The sequence below is a fragment of the Desulfosarcina sp. genome (assembly GCF_055467485.1).
Genome location: NZ_JBUOIV010000020.1, coordinates 67,246 through 83,726, shown reverse-complemented (window position 1 = coordinate 83,726; position 16,481 = coordinate 67,246). Strand labels below are relative to the sequence as shown.

General features: G+C 58.7%; 14 protein-coding genes. 2 read left to right on the top strand and 12 right to left on the bottom strand.

Annotation, left to right across the window (positions count from 1 at the left end; genetic code table 11):
- Positions 1–541 (top strand): DUF2207 family protein (locus ACZCED_RS11755; RefSeq protein WP_464860849.1); only part of this gene is annotated, 541 nt, incomplete at its 5' end.
- A gap of 137 nt (positions 542–678) precedes the next feature.
- Positions 679–1,611 (top strand): universal stress protein, encoded by a 933-nt coding sequence (locus ACZCED_RS11750; protein ID WP_462969172.1) that lies wholly within the window; start codon positions 679–681, stop codon positions 1,609–1,611.
- On the opposite strand, the gene mnhG is transcribed toward ACZCED_RS11750, so the two are convergent.
- The 12 genes from mnhG to ACZCED_RS11690 all read right to left on the bottom strand — a co-directional run bounded on the left by mnhG (position 1,594) and on the right by ACZCED_RS11690 (position 16,232).
- Positions 1,594–2,025, bottom strand: a complete 432-nt coding sequence (gene mnhG, locus ACZCED_RS11745; protein WP_462969171.1) for a monovalent cation/H(+) antiporter subunit G — start codon at positions 2,023–2,025, stop codon at positions 1,594–1,596. The two genes, ACZCED_RS11750 and mnhG, sit on opposite strands and share 18 nt — an antisense overlap.
- On the bottom strand, positions 2,022–2,342 hold the full coding sequence (locus ACZCED_RS11740; protein WP_462969170.1) for a monovalent cation/H+ antiporter complex subunit F: 321 nt from the start codon (positions 2,340–2,342) through the stop codon (positions 2,022–2,024). The genes mnhG and ACZCED_RS11740 overlap by 4 nt, the downstream gene beginning before the upstream one ends.
- On the bottom strand, positions 2,332–2,811 hold the full coding sequence (locus ACZCED_RS11735) for a Na+/H+ antiporter subunit E (RefSeq protein ID WP_464860848.1): 480 nt from the start codon (positions 2,809–2,811) through the stop codon (positions 2,332–2,334). Before ACZCED_RS11735 ends, ACZCED_RS11740 begins: the two co-directional genes overlap by 11 nt.
- Complete coding sequence (locus tag ACZCED_RS11730) at positions 2,808–4,307, bottom strand: Na+/H+ antiporter subunit D (protein ID WP_462969168.1); 1,500 nt, start codon at positions 4,305–4,307, stop codon at positions 2,808–2,810. The genes ACZCED_RS11735 and ACZCED_RS11730 overlap by 4 nt, the downstream gene beginning before the upstream one ends.
- The gene (locus ACZCED_RS11725; RefSeq protein ID WP_462969167.1) at positions 4,304–4,687 is read right to left on the bottom strand and encodes an NADH-quinone oxidoreductase subunit K; all 384 of its coding nucleotides are present in this window, start codon (positions 4,685–4,687) and stop codon (positions 4,304–4,306) included. The genes ACZCED_RS11730 and ACZCED_RS11725 overlap by 4 nt, the downstream gene beginning before the upstream one ends.
- Position 4,688: 1 nt before the next feature.
- Positions 4,689–5,099 carry a Na+/H+ antiporter subunit B gene (locus tag ACZCED_RS11720; protein WP_462969166.1) on the bottom strand — a complete coding sequence of 137 codons (411 nt, stop codon included), beginning with the start codon at positions 5,097–5,099 and terminating at the stop codon, positions 4,689–4,691.
- Positions 5,100–5,107: 8 nt separating this feature from the next.
- Positions 5,108–7,375: a hydrogen gas-evolving membrane-bound hydrogenase subunit E gene (gene mbhE, locus ACZCED_RS11715; protein ID WP_462969165.1), complete on the bottom strand. Its 2,268-nt coding sequence runs from the start codon at positions 7,373–7,375 to the stop codon at positions 5,108–5,110.
- A 7-nt stretch (positions 7,376–7,382) separates the two neighbouring features.
- The gene (locus ACZCED_RS11710; RefSeq protein WP_462969164.1) at positions 7,383–8,213 is read right to left on the bottom strand and encodes a universal stress protein; all 831 of its coding nucleotides are present in this window, start codon (positions 8,211–8,213) and stop codon (positions 7,383–7,385) included.
- 327 nt (positions 8,214–8,540) lie between these two features.
- Positions 8,541–11,261 carry a UPF0182 family protein gene (locus ACZCED_RS11705; protein WP_462969163.1) on the bottom strand — a complete coding sequence of 907 codons (2,721 nt, stop codon included), beginning with the start codon at positions 11,259–11,261 and terminating at the stop codon, positions 8,541–8,543.
- A 62-nt stretch (positions 11,262–11,323) separates the two neighbouring features.
- Positions 11,324–11,758: a phosphate-starvation-inducible PsiE family protein gene (locus ACZCED_RS11700; RefSeq protein ID WP_462969162.1), complete on the bottom strand. Its 435-nt coding sequence runs from the start codon at positions 11,756–11,758 to the stop codon at positions 11,324–11,326.
- A 350-nt stretch (positions 11,759–12,108) separates the two neighbouring features.
- Positions 12,109–13,902: an AMP-dependent synthetase/ligase gene (locus ACZCED_RS11695; RefSeq protein ID WP_464860847.1), complete on the bottom strand. Its 1,794-nt coding sequence runs from the start codon at positions 13,900–13,902 to the stop codon at positions 12,109–12,111.
- A gap of 215 nt (positions 13,903–14,117) precedes the next feature.
- Positions 14,118–16,232 carry a phospholipase D-like domain-containing protein gene (locus ACZCED_RS11690; RefSeq protein ID WP_464860846.1) on the bottom strand — a complete coding sequence of 705 codons (2,115 nt, stop codon included), beginning with the start codon at positions 16,230–16,232 and terminating at the stop codon, positions 14,118–14,120.
- Positions 16,233–16,481: the final 249 nt, after the last annotated feature.

Sequence of the window (16,481 nt, the reverse complement as noted above, 5' to 3'; positions counted from 1 at the left end):
CCTGTTTGCCGTTCCCTTTTTCGGCGGTGAGTTCTTCGGCATCGGCGTGCTCGCCTCGGCCATCGGCTTTCCCAGCCTGATCCTGTTCCTGGGGGTTGTGGCCACCAACATCGTCTTCTACCACCTGCTCAAGGCGCCGACCCTGGCCGGCAGACGGTTGATGGACGACATCGAGGGCTTGAAACTCTACATGCGCGTGGCGGAGCAGGAGCGCATGAATCTGCTCAACCCGCCGGACCGGACCCCCAAACACTTCGAAGCCCTGCTGCCCTGCGCGATGGCCCTGGATGTGGAAAACGACTGGAACGAGCAGTTTGCCGACGTCCTGGCCAGGGCGGCCGTCGACCCCACGTCGGGGCGCCATCAAACGCCGTCCTGGTACAACGGGCGCACGCCCTTTAGCGGATTGGCTGCCAGTTTAGGCGGATCATTTGCTGGCGCGGTCTCGGCGTCGTCCAGCGCACCTGGATCGTCCTCAGGAAGCGGTGGAGGCGGATCTTCCGGTGGGGGGGGCGGCGGAGGGGGAGGTGGGGGGTGGTAGGATCAAGCCCCTCCAACGTATCAGTTTTTTCCGTCTCTCCCTATTTACACATGAACGGACAGGCCTTACGATGCCGTTGTGTGGATGTATTCCCCACGGTTAAGAATATGTTTGAAGGACAACGCAGGAGGTATCCCATGGAAAAGAAAATCTTGATTGCGGTCGATGATTCTCGGCATTCGGAAAACGCCCTGCGGTATGCAGCCGCGTTGCGTGAAACGGTGAACGACCTGAAATACCTCCTGTTTCATGTGCAGCCGACCATTTCGCAGTACCTTTTGGATGAATCCAGACAAAAACCCAGCGCATACAACGAGCTGAAAAAGCTGATGGCAAAAAACAACCAAGCCGCCCAAGCACTGCTCGAAAAAGACAAACAGCTCATGGCATCGCTGGGCATCCCGGACGCAGATATTCAACTGCAGACCCAGCCTCGACAATTCGGTGTGGCCAAGGACATCTTGGAGCACGGTACGGCGATGCTGTATGATGCCATTCTTGTGGGCAGGCGCGGACTTTCCGGCCTGGCAGACGTTTTTCTCGGCAGCGTCAGCGCCAATATCGTGGATAACTCCCAATTGATTCCAGTATGGCTGGTGGGTGAAAAGGGGCCTTCAAAGGAGATCCTGATCGCTGTTGATGGGTCCGAGAGTTCCCTGAGGGCAGTGGATCACCTGGCATTCATACTTGGGGGTAACACCAATATCAAGCTATCCTTTTTTCATGTGGCGCCTCGCTTAAAGGACTATTGCCCTATTGACTTCGCGGACACCGACTCCGCCGAACTCGAAACCATCATTCGAGAGGGAGACCAAGCCTGTGTCGACCGGTTTTTTGCCCACGCACGAAAAAAACTCGAGGATTCAGGGTTCCACGACAGTCAGATCGATATTCATGTCAAGGAGGGCAGCTTCAGGGTTGGCAAAGCCGTTTTAGAGGCTTATCGGCAAGGTAAATACGGCACGCTGGTCATCGGACGGCGGGGGATGGACAAGAAGTTTTTTACCGGCAGCGTCAGCCGCTATCTGATCAATCAGTTTTCTGATGGCGCCCTATGGGTGGTCCCCTGATGGCCCGGGCCCATCTTCGCGCGTGCCGTTATCTTTCCCCAACGATTCTGATGGATGGGTGAGAGACGTCTCCGCCGTCGATCCGTCCGCCGGCATGCTGTCCGCCAGTTCATCGATCCAGGTTTTGTCAAATAGGCGGATGCCCTGGTGGTAGGCGGCCCGACTGATCAAATGCGCCGCCACCGGTGCCGTCAACAACAAGAAGACGATGGCCGCGATGGCTTTCAAGGTGGTGCCCAATTCTCCGGCGATCACGGCCGCCGCGGCCAGGATGCAGCCTGCTCCTACGGTGCCGGCCTTGGTCGCCGCATGCATGCGGATGAGCGTATCCGGCAGTCGCAGCATCCCTACGGCGGCTACCAGGCAGAAGATGCTGCCGACGATCAACAGCGTGGCTGCAATCAGGGCGCTCATTCCTCCCCCCTTTTGGTTGAGTGCTGCTTCGATCTGCTGCACGAGCGAAACAGATAGCGGGCCAATGCCACCGTACCCAGGAACGCAATCAGCGCATAGGCGATGGCCACATCCAGGAAAGAGGTGTCTTTCTCGTGAACGGCATAGGCGCCTAAAAAGGCTACGATTATGATCGCAATCAGATCCAGGGACACCACCCGGTCCGCAGCCTGGGGGCCCCGCACCAATCGAATGAACGTCAGTGCGATGCTCACTATCAAAAGGGCCAGCGACAGCCGGCTGGCCAGATGAACGATGGTCTGGTGGTCAATGATCACGCGTTACCTCCAACACCCGCTGCTCCACTCCCGCCTTGATCGACCGCCGAAATCGATCCGGATCGTCCAGAAACATGACATGTACATACAGGGTGCGCCGATCGTCGGAAAGATCGACGCTGAGCGTCCCCGGAGTCAGCGAAATCAGGTTGGCCACCAGCAGGATTTCCATGTCGCTTTCAGCACTCAAAGGCACGCCGACGATGCCGGGTCGGCTGATATGTTCCGGGGTAATGACGTCCCAGAACACCCGCAGGTTGCAGATCAGCAGTTCGACCAGAAAGAACCCCACCAGCCTGACGGTTTTCGGCACCCGCTGAAAGTAGCGTGACTTGCCGTACAACGGCTGAGTGAGCCACAGGGCCAGATATCCCAAAGCGAAGCCGAGCAAAAATCCGGATAGACTGAATTGCCCCTGGACGCCCATGTAGCCTAAGGCGATAAACGTGTTGATGAAGAATAGATTCATCGCATCGCCCCGATAACGGTGTAGGCATAGGCGCCGGGTTCGAGCAATTCGTCGGCGGCGGCCCTGGCCAGTTGGAAGAGCGGTTCGGGTGAAAGGCCGATAAGGACGGTCATGGCCGCCATGACCACGACGGGGGCCAGCATCCAGCCGTCCAGCGGGGGCGCCGCCGGGGCGCTGTTTTCAGCGGCCCTCGGGTGAGGTTTCCAGAAGGCCTCACTCCAGATTTTAACCATGGAGTAAACGGTCAGCAGGCCGACCAGCGCGGCCACTCCGGCCAAGAAGAACTGCCCGATTTCCAGGCTGGCCCGGATTAGGATCATTTTGGCCCAGAATCCCGACAAGGGCGGAAACCCCGCCAGCGAAAAAGCGGGGATGAAAAACAGCAGGGCGATCCATCCCTGGCTGCGGTATAGCCCCCCGATCTGTGAAAGCTCGAACGACCCGCCGCCGCGGCGGATTAACCCGCTGATCAGAAACAAATTGGCTTTGACGATAATGTGGTGAAGCAGGTAGAACACCGCGCCGGCGAGGGCCAGCGGGGTGAACAGTCCCAGACCAAGGATCATGTAGCCGACCTGGCTGATGATATGGAAGGAGAGGATGCGGCGGATCTGATAGCGCGTCGCGGCTCCGAGGACACCGACGAGCATGGTGGCCGCTGCCGCCGCCAGCACCAGTTCGCGCAGTCCGTTGTCTTCAAATGGAACGATCAGGGTGAATGTTCGAATCAATGCATAGACACCCACCTTGGTCAACAGGCCGGCGAAGATCGCCGACGTGGCCACCGGTGGGGTGTGATAGGAGGCCGGCAGCCAGAAAAAGAGGGGAAACAACCCCGATTTGATACCGAAGGCAGTCAGAAAGAGCACGGCCACGGCAGCCACCAGGCCTGGATCGGACACCATGCGAAGCTTGATGTGAAGATGGGCCATGTTGAGTGTGCCGGTCAGGCCATAGACCAATCCCAACCCGGTGAGAAAGAGCAGGGTCGAGATCAGATTGATGACCACATACTTGACGCCGCCGTCCAGCTGAGCGCGGGTTTGGCCCTGTACCAACAGGGCGAACGAGGCCATCAGCATCACCTCGAACCAGACATACATGTTGAACAGATCGCCGGTGAGAAATGCGCCGCTGATCCCCCCCACCAGAATGTGCAGCAGCGGATAGTAGCCCCGCCGTTGGTCATCGGCGGTGATTTCTGCCCGGGAATAGATGCTTACCGCCGTGTAGATGACTCCGGTGATGAGCACCATCAGACTGCTGAGATGGTCCGCCACCAGCGCGATGCCGAACGGCGCCGGCCAGGAAGCGACATGCAGCACCTGGATGCCGGAATGATGCACAACATGGAGCAGCCAGGCGCCCGTGGCCAGATGCAGGGCCGCTGCCAGCATGCTGGCGACGTGTTGAAAGGCCGGCAGACGCCGGCCCAGCAGCACGATGGCCGCCACGGTAAAAGGCAGGATGATCGGGACCGCCAGCCCGCTGTTCATGATGGCGGTCCTCCCGCTGAATCCCTGACGGAAACAGGCTCGGCGTCGGTCATGGCTTCGGTGTCCACGGTGCCCAGGGCTTGATAGGTGCGGAAAAAGAGAATGAAAATGAATGCCAGCAGGGCAAAGCCGATGACAATGGCGGTCAGAATCAGGGCCTGGGGCAGGCTGTTGGCCACCGCCACCGCCGCATGCGCTGCATCCTGGGTAATGAGCGGCGGCCGGGATGTCTCTAAACGGCCGGCGGCGAAGATCAACATGTTCACCGCGTTGCTGGCCAGCACGAGGCCGAAAATAAACCGCACCAGATTTTTGCTGAGCATCAGAAAGACGCTGCCGGCCACCATCGCACCGGTCAACGCCGCCAGAACGGTCTCCATGTCAACGCTCCTCCAGGTGCAGCAACAGGGTCAAGATGGTCCCCAGGACCACCAGAAACACCCCGATGTCGAAAAACAGCGGGGTCCCCACGGCCAACGCGCCGTCCAGGACCGCCGGCGTCCACCACAACCCGGTCAGGTAGGGCCGGCCGATCAGGACGGCGATCAATCCGGAACCGACGGCCAACAACAGCCCCCAGGCGATCAGCGTCCTGGGCTCGATTCGCAGGGCCTGGCGCACCGGTTCGGGCCCTGCGGCAATGGCGAACAGCGCGAAGGCCGTGCCGGCGACCAGGGCCGCCGAGAAGCCGCCTCCCGGCGCGTTGTGCCCGCGGAAAAGCAGGTAGACCGAAAACACCAGGATCAGTCCGACCAGCAGACGGGTCGCCGCCTTCAGAATATAGGATTGCATGGGTTGCCTCACTCCCTTCGTTTGGCGATCAGGGCGTAGCCGGCCAAACCCGCGGTGGCCACCACGGTGATCTCTCCCAGTGTATCCAGGCTGCGGAAATCCACCAGGATGACGTTGACGATGTTCCGTCCGTGGGCGGCGATATAGCTGTTGTGTTCGAAAAAAGCGGTCAATTGACGATCGATGGGGCCATTGGTGACGGCCATGCACAGGCCGGCGACCACGACACCCGTACCGACGGCCACCAGGCCATCCAGCCAACGGCTGGCGGTGGGGCTGTTCGGCGCTCCTGAAAGCGGAGGCAGGCGCAGCAAAACGATGGAGACGATGATCAGGGTCAACGTCTCGACCAGCAACTGGGTCAGTGCCAGGTCCGGAGCGCCGTAAACCAGAAACACCAGTGCAGCGCCGCCGCCCACCATGCCCAGCGCAGACACCGCCAGGATACGGGAGCGGGCGCGGACCACCACCACGACGGCCACAACCATAACGGCGACCAGCAGCCAGTGGGACAGCGGTATGTCCACTGACCGCAGCCACAGGGCCCAACCATCAGCGTTGGTCCACCAGACCACGGTGGTGGTGATCGTAAAAACAGCGATAGTGGTCAGCAGATAGCGATGCAGGGAACCGTTTTGCAGCCCATCGGCAATTGCATGGGCGCTGGCCAGCATCCCTTTCAGGGTGACGTCATACCCGCGCTGGCCGGTCAGGGGGATGGCGTCCATGGCCGCCGCGACGACAGGGCGGACGGTCTTACGGGCAAAATAGATCAGTCCGCCGAGGGTCAAGGTGACAATGCTCAGCACCAACGGGGTGTTGAAACCATGGAAGATGGCCAGCTGAACCTCGTTTTCGACGACGGAAAAGGAACGGACCGCCGGCTCGACGAGGTAGTCCGACACCCACCCCGGAATGAGGCCGAAGAGCAGGCAAAGCCCGCCCATCAGAGCGGGACCGAAAACCATGGGCAGGGGCGCCTCAACCGCTGCGGCCAATGGGTCGGGACGTTTACCGGTGAACGGGCCCAGCAGGATGATGCCGGCCACGGCGGTCATCAGCGAATTAGAGAGCAGGGCGATGGTGGTGGCGAAATGGGGAAAGATCTCTTCGGTCAGTGCACCCTGATACATGATTTCCTTGCCGATGAAGCCAAAGAACAAGGGAAACCCGGCCATGGACATGGTGGCGGTCGCCACGGCCAGAGCCGTCAGCGGCATGGCGCGCCAGAGGCCGCCCAGCTGTTCGAGCAGACGGGTGCCGGCCTGGTGGTCGATGCTGCCCACGGCCAGAAACAGGGCGGCCTTATACAGGGCGTGGACCAGCAGAAATGTAGCTGCGGCAGTCAGTGAAGCGGTGTTGTTCCCGCCCAGAAACATGGTCAGGACGCCCAGTCCCATCATTGTCGTATAGGCCAGCATCCGCTTGAGATCGGAGGGACTCACGGCTTGAACGGCGCCCCATATGGCCGTGAGGCCGCCGATGACGACCAGGCTGCCCATCCACACCGTTGTGCCGCCCAGCAGGGGATGCAGGCGCATCAACAGGTAGATGCCGGCTTTGACCATGGTTGCGGCATGCAAAAAGGCACTGATGGGGGTGGGGGCGCTCATGGCATTGGGCAGCCAGAAATGAAAGGGTACCTGGGCCGACTTGGTCATGGCCCCCAGCAGCATGGTCGCGAAAATGGCGCCGTAAAACGGATGCTGTCGGATTTGCTGGTCATAGGCCATCCAGTCACTGAGGGTCAGTGAACCGCCGGCGGTGTTTAACAGCAATATCCCCACCAGCAGGGCCAGCCCACCGCCACCCGTTACCAACAATGCCTGTTTGGCGTTGTCGCGGGTCGTGTCCGATTCATGGTCGAAGCCGATCAGCAGATAGGAGAAGATGGTGGTGATTTCCCAGAAAACGAACAGCAGCAGCAGGTTGTCCGCGGTAACGATACCCAGCATGGCCAGCATGAAGGTATGCAGGTAGACGAAAAAGCGGCCGGTGTGCGGATGGCCGGCCATGTAGCTGGCGGCGAAAAGGGTGACCAGAGACCCGATGCCGGTGACGATCAGGGCAAACAGGAGACTGAGGCCGTCCAGTCGGAAGCGCAGCCAGATGTCGAGGCTGGGCACCCAGGACCATTCTACGGCGTAAATGCCTCCCCTTGCTACCTGGGGCCACAGGGAGCACAGCACTGCAAACAACAGCAGTGGCAGGGCTGTGGAGACGAGGCCGATGCGGCTGAAGCCGGCGGCTTGGGCTGAGTTTTCTGGATGTTGCATGGGCTGGCTATTGGGACAAAAATAGCGGCCGATCGGCCGACTTGATGGTTTCCAGTACCGTGTCACCAAGCAATTGCTTGATCAGGGTTTTCTGAACACTGTTGCCCATCACCACCAGATCGGCGTCGACCTCCCGGGCAAATGGCATCAGGTCGCTGCGCGCCTGGCCATCCAGGGTGTCGGTTTGCACCTCGAATCCGTGCGCCTGGCAGAAGTCTGCCGCGTCTTTGACCAGAAAGGGCTCTGCGTCAGCACCCTCATTGAAATGCACGATGTGCAGCTTGACGTCGGGCCAGGGTTTCAGGTGCAGGAAGTGGCGGATGGCCTTGGCCGACTCCATGGACCCGCTGTAGGCGATCAACGCTTTTCTGACTGGCCGGTACGTGTCGGCCACGGCCAGGATCGGGCGGACTCCCTGGGTGACCAGCTTGACGATGGCCTTGTCCGGATCGCTGGTAAATCCATAGTCGAAGATGCTGCGCAGGCCGAATATCGTCAGATCGTTGTACCGGGCTTCGGCGATCATGGCCGTAAACGGGTCCTTTTGCTCATACTCGATGCGCCTGCAGACCACCTTCTGGGCGCTACAGTGGCTTTTGAAAGCGTCAATGGCCGCCTCGATTCCTTCGCGCGTGACGCGCGCCTGCCGCTCGCGCATGCGTTTGGCATAAATGCCCGCGCCTGCCGGCACCGGTCCCACCTTCCCCAATTTGCTGAGATCCACCACGGTCACACCCGTGGTTTGGGCGTCGTGCATACCTGCCAATTCGGTGGCACACTGGGTGCTCACCTTGGTAAATGGGGTTCCGCCCAATCCAACCAGGATCCGTTTAATCATGGCTACCTCCTCCAGGGACGGCACAGACGTCTTTGCGACCGCCATTTTACAGACGGGCGCGTGAGATATCGGTTCAAATGACTGGCACCTGATAGCCGATGACCGCTTGGTGTGTGTCATACTCGGCACCGCGGTGGCACTGAGCCGGTCGAGGGTGACAGCTGAGAATGTCAGAGTTGCAGTTTGGAACAAGGGACCCAGTCTGACATCGATGATCTTGAATTGTGGGTCTTTTTTCGATCGATGTCAAGAATTTAAGAGCGTCGCAGGCGCCCGCCACACGGCCTTGGCCGCGTTCGGCGTGGTGCAGACAATCACCGGGACCCATTAGGACCGGGGCGCATCCTCCTGATAGGGGCGGTCCGTGGGCGATTCGCCGGAACCGCCGGGCTTCGGCGCTGCCGGCGGCCGTTCAGGTGCGTCTGCTGCCGGTGCCGCGTTCTCGGTTGGCGGTGCTGTGGTGGTTCCAGGCGGTGGTGACGCAGGCCTCGGACGCGCCCGGCGAACCGATTTGCGGGCCAGTTCCGCTTCCAGCATCACCGCGGCCTCCTCCAAGCTGGGTGCCATGACAACGGCATCGTCCAATGCCATAATCAAGCGTTTCAGCTGAGGAATCTTCAATTGGCCCTCCTCCTGCAGGTAGACCGGCTGGATGTAAAGTAGGGAACCGGCCGTGGGCTCGATGATCATTTTACCTAAGAGCACCTCGGAGCCTTCCTGATCCCAAAGGGTGAACTGCTCGGAAATGACGATGTCCTGGTTGACCAGGGAGTGGACCTGAGCGGGACCATACACCTGCTGGTCTCTCGGAAAACGGTAAGCGAAAATTTTTCCATAGTTGTCGCCGTCACTGCCGGCGATGATCAGCGCCCGGAGGTTGTCGCGGCCAAATGGCGCCATGGGCATGAACAGCAGAAAGTCATCTTTGCCCGGTTCGATGAGATCCAGGGTCAGGTAGTAAGGGTTGGCCGGAACCAGATCCCGGCCCTGGGGCACCTTCGAAAATTCCCAGATATCCTCTTGGCGATAGAAGCGTTCCGGATCCCGCTGGTGATATTTGGTATAGATGGCCACCTGGGTCAAAAATATATCCCGGGGATAGCGAATGTGTTTTCGAAGCTCCGCAGGCATTTCCGCCAGCGGTCGGAAAACGCCAGGATACATGCGGCGATAGGCGTTGATAATGGGGTCCGTGCTGTCGGAGATATAGTGGGTGACCTTGCCGTGGTAAGCGTCCACGACTATTTTTACCGCATTTCTGATGTAGTTGAACCCCGGTTCGACCGCCGGGGCCAGAGGATAATTGTCGGCGGTCGTATAGGCGTCCTGGATCCAGAACAGACCATCGGCCGTCGAAACGATGTAGGGATCCTTGTCGAGTTCCAGGTAGGGGGTGATGTGTGCGATCCGATCCAGGATGTTGCGGCGGAACAATATGCGGCTGCGATCGTTGGTCTTGGCGGTAAAAAAGATGTTGCGGTCCTTGAAGTACATGGAGAAGAGCAACTTGCGCCACAGCGAACTGACGGAAACCCCACCTTGGCCGTCATAGTGGACGATAGCTTCATTGTCGCCGACCGGGGAGCCGATCTCTCCGGCGTCGTTGGGTACGATTACATAGGGTTTGTCCTCGAGCCCATAGTAAATGGATGTCCGGTTGACGGGCAAGCCGAAGTCCGAGCGTGGGGGGATGTCCTTGATCAGCCAGGTCATGAATTCGTCGCCGGCCTGGGCGGCCGGAATCATCACCACGCCCTGGCCGTGGGTATACTGAAGGTGGAGATTGATCCAGTTCTGTGCGGATTCGGGCAACTTGGAAAACTGGATCTCTCTGGCGCCCAGATAAACCTGGCGGTAGCTGCCGTCGACGGTGTAGCGGTCCACGTCGATGGTCGGAAACGAGTAATAGGTGCGAATGCCCTGGAGTTCCTCGTAGACGCCGCCCAGCATCTCGCGGTCCCAGACGGGAATGTTCTGCAGACGGCGTATCAGTGCCGGATCGTCGGCGTCGAAGGTGGGCTTTTGTTGGGTCTTGAAGTCCATGGTCTGGACGGTGTCAAGTCCATAGGCAGCAAGCGTCGATCGGATGTTGGCATCGATGTAAGGCCGTTCGCGGGCGATCTGGTTGGGGGCGACGATATATTTGCGCACCATGTCGTTGATGAAGTCAGCGTTTTTACCCATCGCACTGAGCGCAAAGAGCAGGCCGAATACCGCCGACATCTTCCATCCCGCCTTGCGCTTGAAGCCAACCACCAGTGATATGCCGATGGCTGCCAGGAATATCACGGACAGCCAAATCATCGGCAGAACGATGCGCATCTCGACATAGCCGGGGCCGAAAAAGACCGGCAGGTTGACCGTTTCGTAAAGCAGGTCGTATCGATCGAGCAGGAATCCCCAGCAAATGATGGCCACTGTCACCAAGACCAACAGGCTGACGTGTACGCGGGCCATGCGCGGCAGCGAGCGCTCCTGGATGGCCAGCAGGCGACTTTCGTACCAGTAGAGGAATGACACACCCACCAGTAGGATGGCGAAAGCCACGAGAACTTCTTTCTGGATCAGGGCATGAACGGGCAGGGAGAGCAGATAAAAACTGACATCCTTGCCCAGCAGCGGGTCGGTCGTCCCGCTGGCGCTGCCGAAAAGAAACAACAGGGCTTTTTCCCAGTGGGCATACATGGGCGCGGCAATCGGCAATGCCATCAGAAGGGAAAGAGGGATGTACATGCGACGCAACCCGTTGTGCAGGGTTTTGATCAGGTTTCTTTCATTCTTGTCCGTGGATTTTTCGGCTACCCCGATGACGCGCGATGCAGCCCAGAAATTGAGGTAAAAAATTCCAAAGAACACGGCGACAAACAAGATAAAGACGAAGTAGCGATAGGCCAGTCGCATCAGGAAATACATGGCCAAGCCCTGAGATTGAAACCACCAGAAATCAACGACAAAATCGACGAAAACCAGCTTCAGCAATACAATTGCCAGCAGCAGCCCAATCAAGGCGGCCGCGAAAACAAGTCCCCTTTTTCTCCAGGATTTCATAGATGCCAGAGCCTTTCCCGAAAACCTCCTAATTATTTTTCCCGAACCGTCCCAATACGGCTTCAGGTTTGCTTCGGATGGTCCCCCGCCAGATCAATGCGAAGTTTCCGCCGAACGATATAGTAAGCTGCTGAAATCGTTATGATCAATGCCGCAATGCCGAGGACCACTGTGCTGTCGTATTCTTTGAGGTCTAAAATGATCACTTTGCGCGCAATGGCGATGAGGGCCACCTCCAGGACGATCTCGGAGTGAACGACCTGGTCCTGCAGGTAGGCCTTGATGGTTTCCAGAAGTTCGATGCCGATGAGGATCAGCAGAAAGAAACCAAAAAGATCCAGCAACTCGTCAATTTCAAGAAAGAACACCGGAGGGCTGACAATGTCTTTGACCAGGAGATAACCCAGCTCGATCGTGGAAATGAGTATGATGAGGGCCATCATGGCTATCAACGCCCGGATGATCGTATGTTCAAAGGGTCTCAGCCATTTCGTCATCATCGTTTCCTTTGGATGCAAACACCTAACAGCGCGGCTTGACACCTCTCGGCAGGGGTTTTCATCGGCTTGAGTGGAGACATACCGGCTTTTGGGTCGGCTGCAGCGCATATGACAGCCAACAGAAACAATGGCCGGAATAACCTATTGCCACTTAATCACTGAGTAGTTTTCCAGTCCCGTCAAATTTACTAACGTGCAAGTTACGAACAATTAAGTATTCGATTCCAGCATGTCAAGGCATGGGGTGCGCGACCCTTATTGAGCGGCGACGGATGACATCTGGAAATGCAGCGGACCGATCGCAGTCCGGATTCATGCTTTATCGCAGCGGCTGGGTGGGGGGTGCCTCAGCTGTAAAGGGCCTGCAGTCGATCCTGGTATCGCTCCAGTACGCTGAGCCGTTTCAGCTTCATGGTCTGGGTGAGGGTGCCGTTTTCCAGTGAGAAATCGTCCTGGAGCATCACAAATTTTTTGGGGATTTCGTAGCCTCCGAACTTGCCTTTGAGGAAAGTGGTTATCTCGCGGGCGATCATTTCCTGGACGATGGCGCTGGCTACCAATTGCGAGGGATCCTCAGACAGCTGGTTTTCCCTGGCATACCTGCCCAGTGCCGTGAAATCGGGAACAATCATGCAGACGTTGAAGGGCCTCCCATCGCCGTAAACCATGGCATTCTCCACCCAGGGAAGCAGCTTGATCTCTTCTTCGATGGCGGCCGGGAACACGTACTTGCCGTTTTCAAGCTTGTACTGCTCCTTGATGCGGCCGGTGATGAACAAGAAGCCGTCCTTGTCCAGTCGGCCCCTGTCGCCGGTGCGGAAGCCCCCGTCGGTGGTCATCACTTCGCGTGTGGCGTCGGGTTTGTTGTGGTAGCCCTGCATCACATTGGGGCCGTGCACGATAATCTCGCCGTCGTCTGCGCCTTCGTCCAGGAACAGCCGGTCGATCTCCACGGTCACCTGGTCGATGGGGCGGCCCACGCTTCCCGGGCGGTGGGCTGCCGGACAGTTCATGGTCACGGCAGGCGTGGTTTCGGTCAGGCCATAGCAGTCATACACCGGGATGCCCATGTCGCTGAAGAAATGGCCGATCTTCACATTCATGGTGGCGCTGCCGGTGATGGCGGTGATCAGCCGTCCGCCGAAGCGCTCCCGGATCTTGCGAAAGACGATCCTGTCGGCCAGCTTGAATTTCAGGTTGGTCAGGAAACTGGATTGGCCTTCTTCGGCCAGTGTGCGACGCTTGCGGGCGCTTTCGACGCCCATGGTGAACAGGGCCTTGGCCAGTCCACCGGCTTCATCCATTTTGGCCCACAGGCCATCGTAGATTTTGTTGAAAACCCTGGGAACCGCCACCAGCAGGGTCGGCCGCACCTTGCCCATGTCTTCGGCGAGGGTGGTCACGTCTCCCATGAACCCCATGGAACCGCCGAACTGAATCAGATTGTACAGCTCGGCCGTCTGGCCAAAGGAATGGGCCCAGGGCAGGATGCACAGGCTGCGGCTGTGGGGGCCCAGTTCCGGGAAAAGGGCGCCTCCGGCCTGGAAGTTGGTGGTAAAGTTGCCGTGGGAGAGCAGCACGCCCTTGGGCTCTCCCGTGGTGCCGGAGGTATAGATCAGTACGGCGATATCCTGCGGGTCGGGGTGTAGGGCCGGAGCCGGTCGGGCCTGGCCCATCTGTTCCAGCGCCTGCATGGTGTTCTCGCCCTGGCCATCGATGAGCAGCACTTTTTCCAGTCCCGGCGTTGCGTCCGCAAAACCGCCTACCTGCGCGAGGATCTCGGGTGTGGCGACGAAAAGCAGGCGGACCTTGCCGTCGTTGATGATGTATTGCCATGTCCTGGGCAATTCTTTTTCATACATGGGAATATAGCGCGCCCCTAAACCATAGGCGGCAAACGCGCAGACCGCCCATTCGGTGCGGTTGTTGGCGATGATGCCCACGGCATCCCCTTTTTTCACACCCATGCGCGCCAGACCGCCCCGCAGGTTGTCCACCCGCCGGCCCACCTGCGAGTAGGTGACCCACTCGTATTCACCGGCAGCATTCTTGGTTCCGAACAGGGGGTTGTCGGCAAATTTGGCTACGCTGTCCTCAATCAGTGAAACCAGATTGTCCGGGTGATCGTACCGATAAGCCATGGTTTTCTCCATACCTGGGTCTTGCCGATGACCAGCTGCGGGTGAATCGTGTTCAACCGGTTGCCGGCGGTTAAGGGTTTTAGCAAAAACCGGTCAAAAATACACGGAATCCAATGAGTTGTCACCTGATTTCTGAAAAAAGGTGACACTGGCAACATAATCCGGAGACGATTGTACGCCCGGCCGTCGATTCGGCTGGCGGGATTGTCGAGCCGTTACAGCTGGCTGGCGATGATTGAGGCGATCGTATTGCTCCACCCGGCCGGCAGGGGTTGGGTCAGTTCCACGGCGGCCTCGAAATCGGGTGTGAACACGCTGTCGAGCAGGTCCTGAACAAACCCAGGGTCGGAACTGCCCAGGTTCATCTCTTTATTGACGCGAAAGCTCAACTTGTCGAAGTTGGCCGAACCCAGGCAGGCCCAGCCGTCGTAGACGGCGGCCTTGACGTGTGACATGCCCGGGTAGGTGAACACCCGTACGCCGTATTTCAAAAGGGTGTTGGCCGCCGTCACGTTGCTGGCGTTCATGATGCCGTGATTGCCCTCCATGGGAATGATCACCCGCACGTCCACCCCTCGCAACCGGGCCTTGACCAGTTCGTGGATGATGGACGTGTCTGAAAAATAGGCGTTCTGGACATAGATGTAGCCTTTGGCCTGGCGGATGGCGTGCAACTGGGACCGGTATATCTGGGAATCGTAGGGCAGGGTCCGCAGTACCCGGATGGGGTAGCCCCGTGGGGGCTCGGGTTTGGGCGGGTTGGCCAGCACGTAACCGGAGAAGATCACATCCCCCAGGATCTGGCCGTGGGCCCAGGTCTTGTCGAACTCGCGCTCGATCACCGACACCAGCGGACCGTCAACCACCATCATCAGGTCATGCCATTCCCAGCGGTATTCCCGCCCGATGTTCATGCCCCCGATAAAGGCCTTGCGGCTGTCGATGATGGTCGTCTTGGTGTGATCTCCGGTGAACCAGGGGTTGGTCAGGCTGACCAGTCGCACCTTGGACCGGTCGGTCAGGTAGAGGGTGATGCCCAGCGGTGCTTCGTGGTCCGGCGGCATGGACCCGGCGGCCTTGTTCTGGGCCATGAGCGTGCCCAGGCCGTCAAGCATCACCTGGACATTGACGTCCTTGGACCGCTGCTTGAGCAGATCGGCCAATCGGACGGCATAGTCGTCCCGGTCGAAGATGTAGGTGCGCAGCTTGATGGACCGCTCGGCGCCGATGACGCCATCGACCAGCCGGGGAAAAAATTGATCCCCGCCGACCAGCAGTTCAACCCGTCCGCTGGTGCGGGTGTCGGTCCCCACAATCCGGTCAAGCCGGGCTTCCCACCCGTCGCGATCCATACTTTCGCCCTGGTGAAGGGCAGGGATGTCCGCATCCTCGATGTCGGGGAAACGGAAGGTGCGGATCCAGATTCCGCGTGTGGCATCCCAGGCGGTGTCATAGAGGAACAGGCCGAGGCGCGACAATGAAGAGACAGGCCGGTTGAACAGCTCGAAAAAGTAGCTGCGTGCAAACAAATGCCATCCCGCCTTGCCCGTGTTGGTCACGGGCATGCTGGGCATGGAGCCGAAGGTGTAAGGCTCCAGGGAGAGAAAATGAAACCGCTTTTCATTGCGGTCCACGAAAGCGAATGGCCGGGCATAGGGGCCGGTTTCACCGGTCTCAAAAACCAGGTAAGGATTGGTTTCTCCGATGGAATCCAGGTAGTCGTTGAGAAAGTCGAAAATCGGTTCAACCAGGCTTTCCAAACGGTAATTTTCCGCCAGTTTGATCTGGGCCGGCTTTTCCATCAATGGGCATTGGTCCAGGGTACCGTCCGGTCGGCGGTAGATGAAAAGTTCCTCGTCCCGGTTATTGATCAGAAGTCCTTCTCCCGGCTGAATGGGGGTCACCAGGGCATCGGCGATGGCTTTTTTCAAGGCATCCCAATGCCGCACATCCAGATGCTGAATCCTCTCAGATCCGTCTATACTTTCCTTGTATGTCTGATCACTCAGGGCATTGACCTGAAAGACGGGGAACCATTCTTGGTGAATGGACAGGTTGACCTGGTCTTCGGCGGATACCCGGCCATAGTAGTCGCGCCGGCCATCGCTATACGTGAGAAAAAGCGAATCGTCTTTCCAGAATGATCCGTTGAGGGAAACCGGTGTTCTGAATCGCAGCAGCTCGCCCGATAGCGGCTCCTCAGCCGCCGGAACCTCCTCCGCGGGGATTCTCTGGTATTTAGGCGTGGGGCTGCACCCGATTGCCGCTAGCACCAGTGCGATGGCCACTGCCATGAGGAGCTGGCGGATTTGGAAAGGGATTCGGGACATGGTGAGCGTTTTTCCTTTTCAGTCTGCCTGTAACTGCCAACCGATTACTTCGTAGCCTTTTTTCCCTGAGACAGCGATCCACATAAATTTCGAAAACCACGTTTGGATCATCGGCGTCAAGAGCACCACTGGAGGGTTGCCCCTTTTACGACCCTGCCGCACCCCGCTTTGCCAGCCTCGTTTTTGAATCCATAATCGTCGGCCTCGTCCATGCATTGGTCCACATCCGCCCGGGGTTGGGTTTTTCCC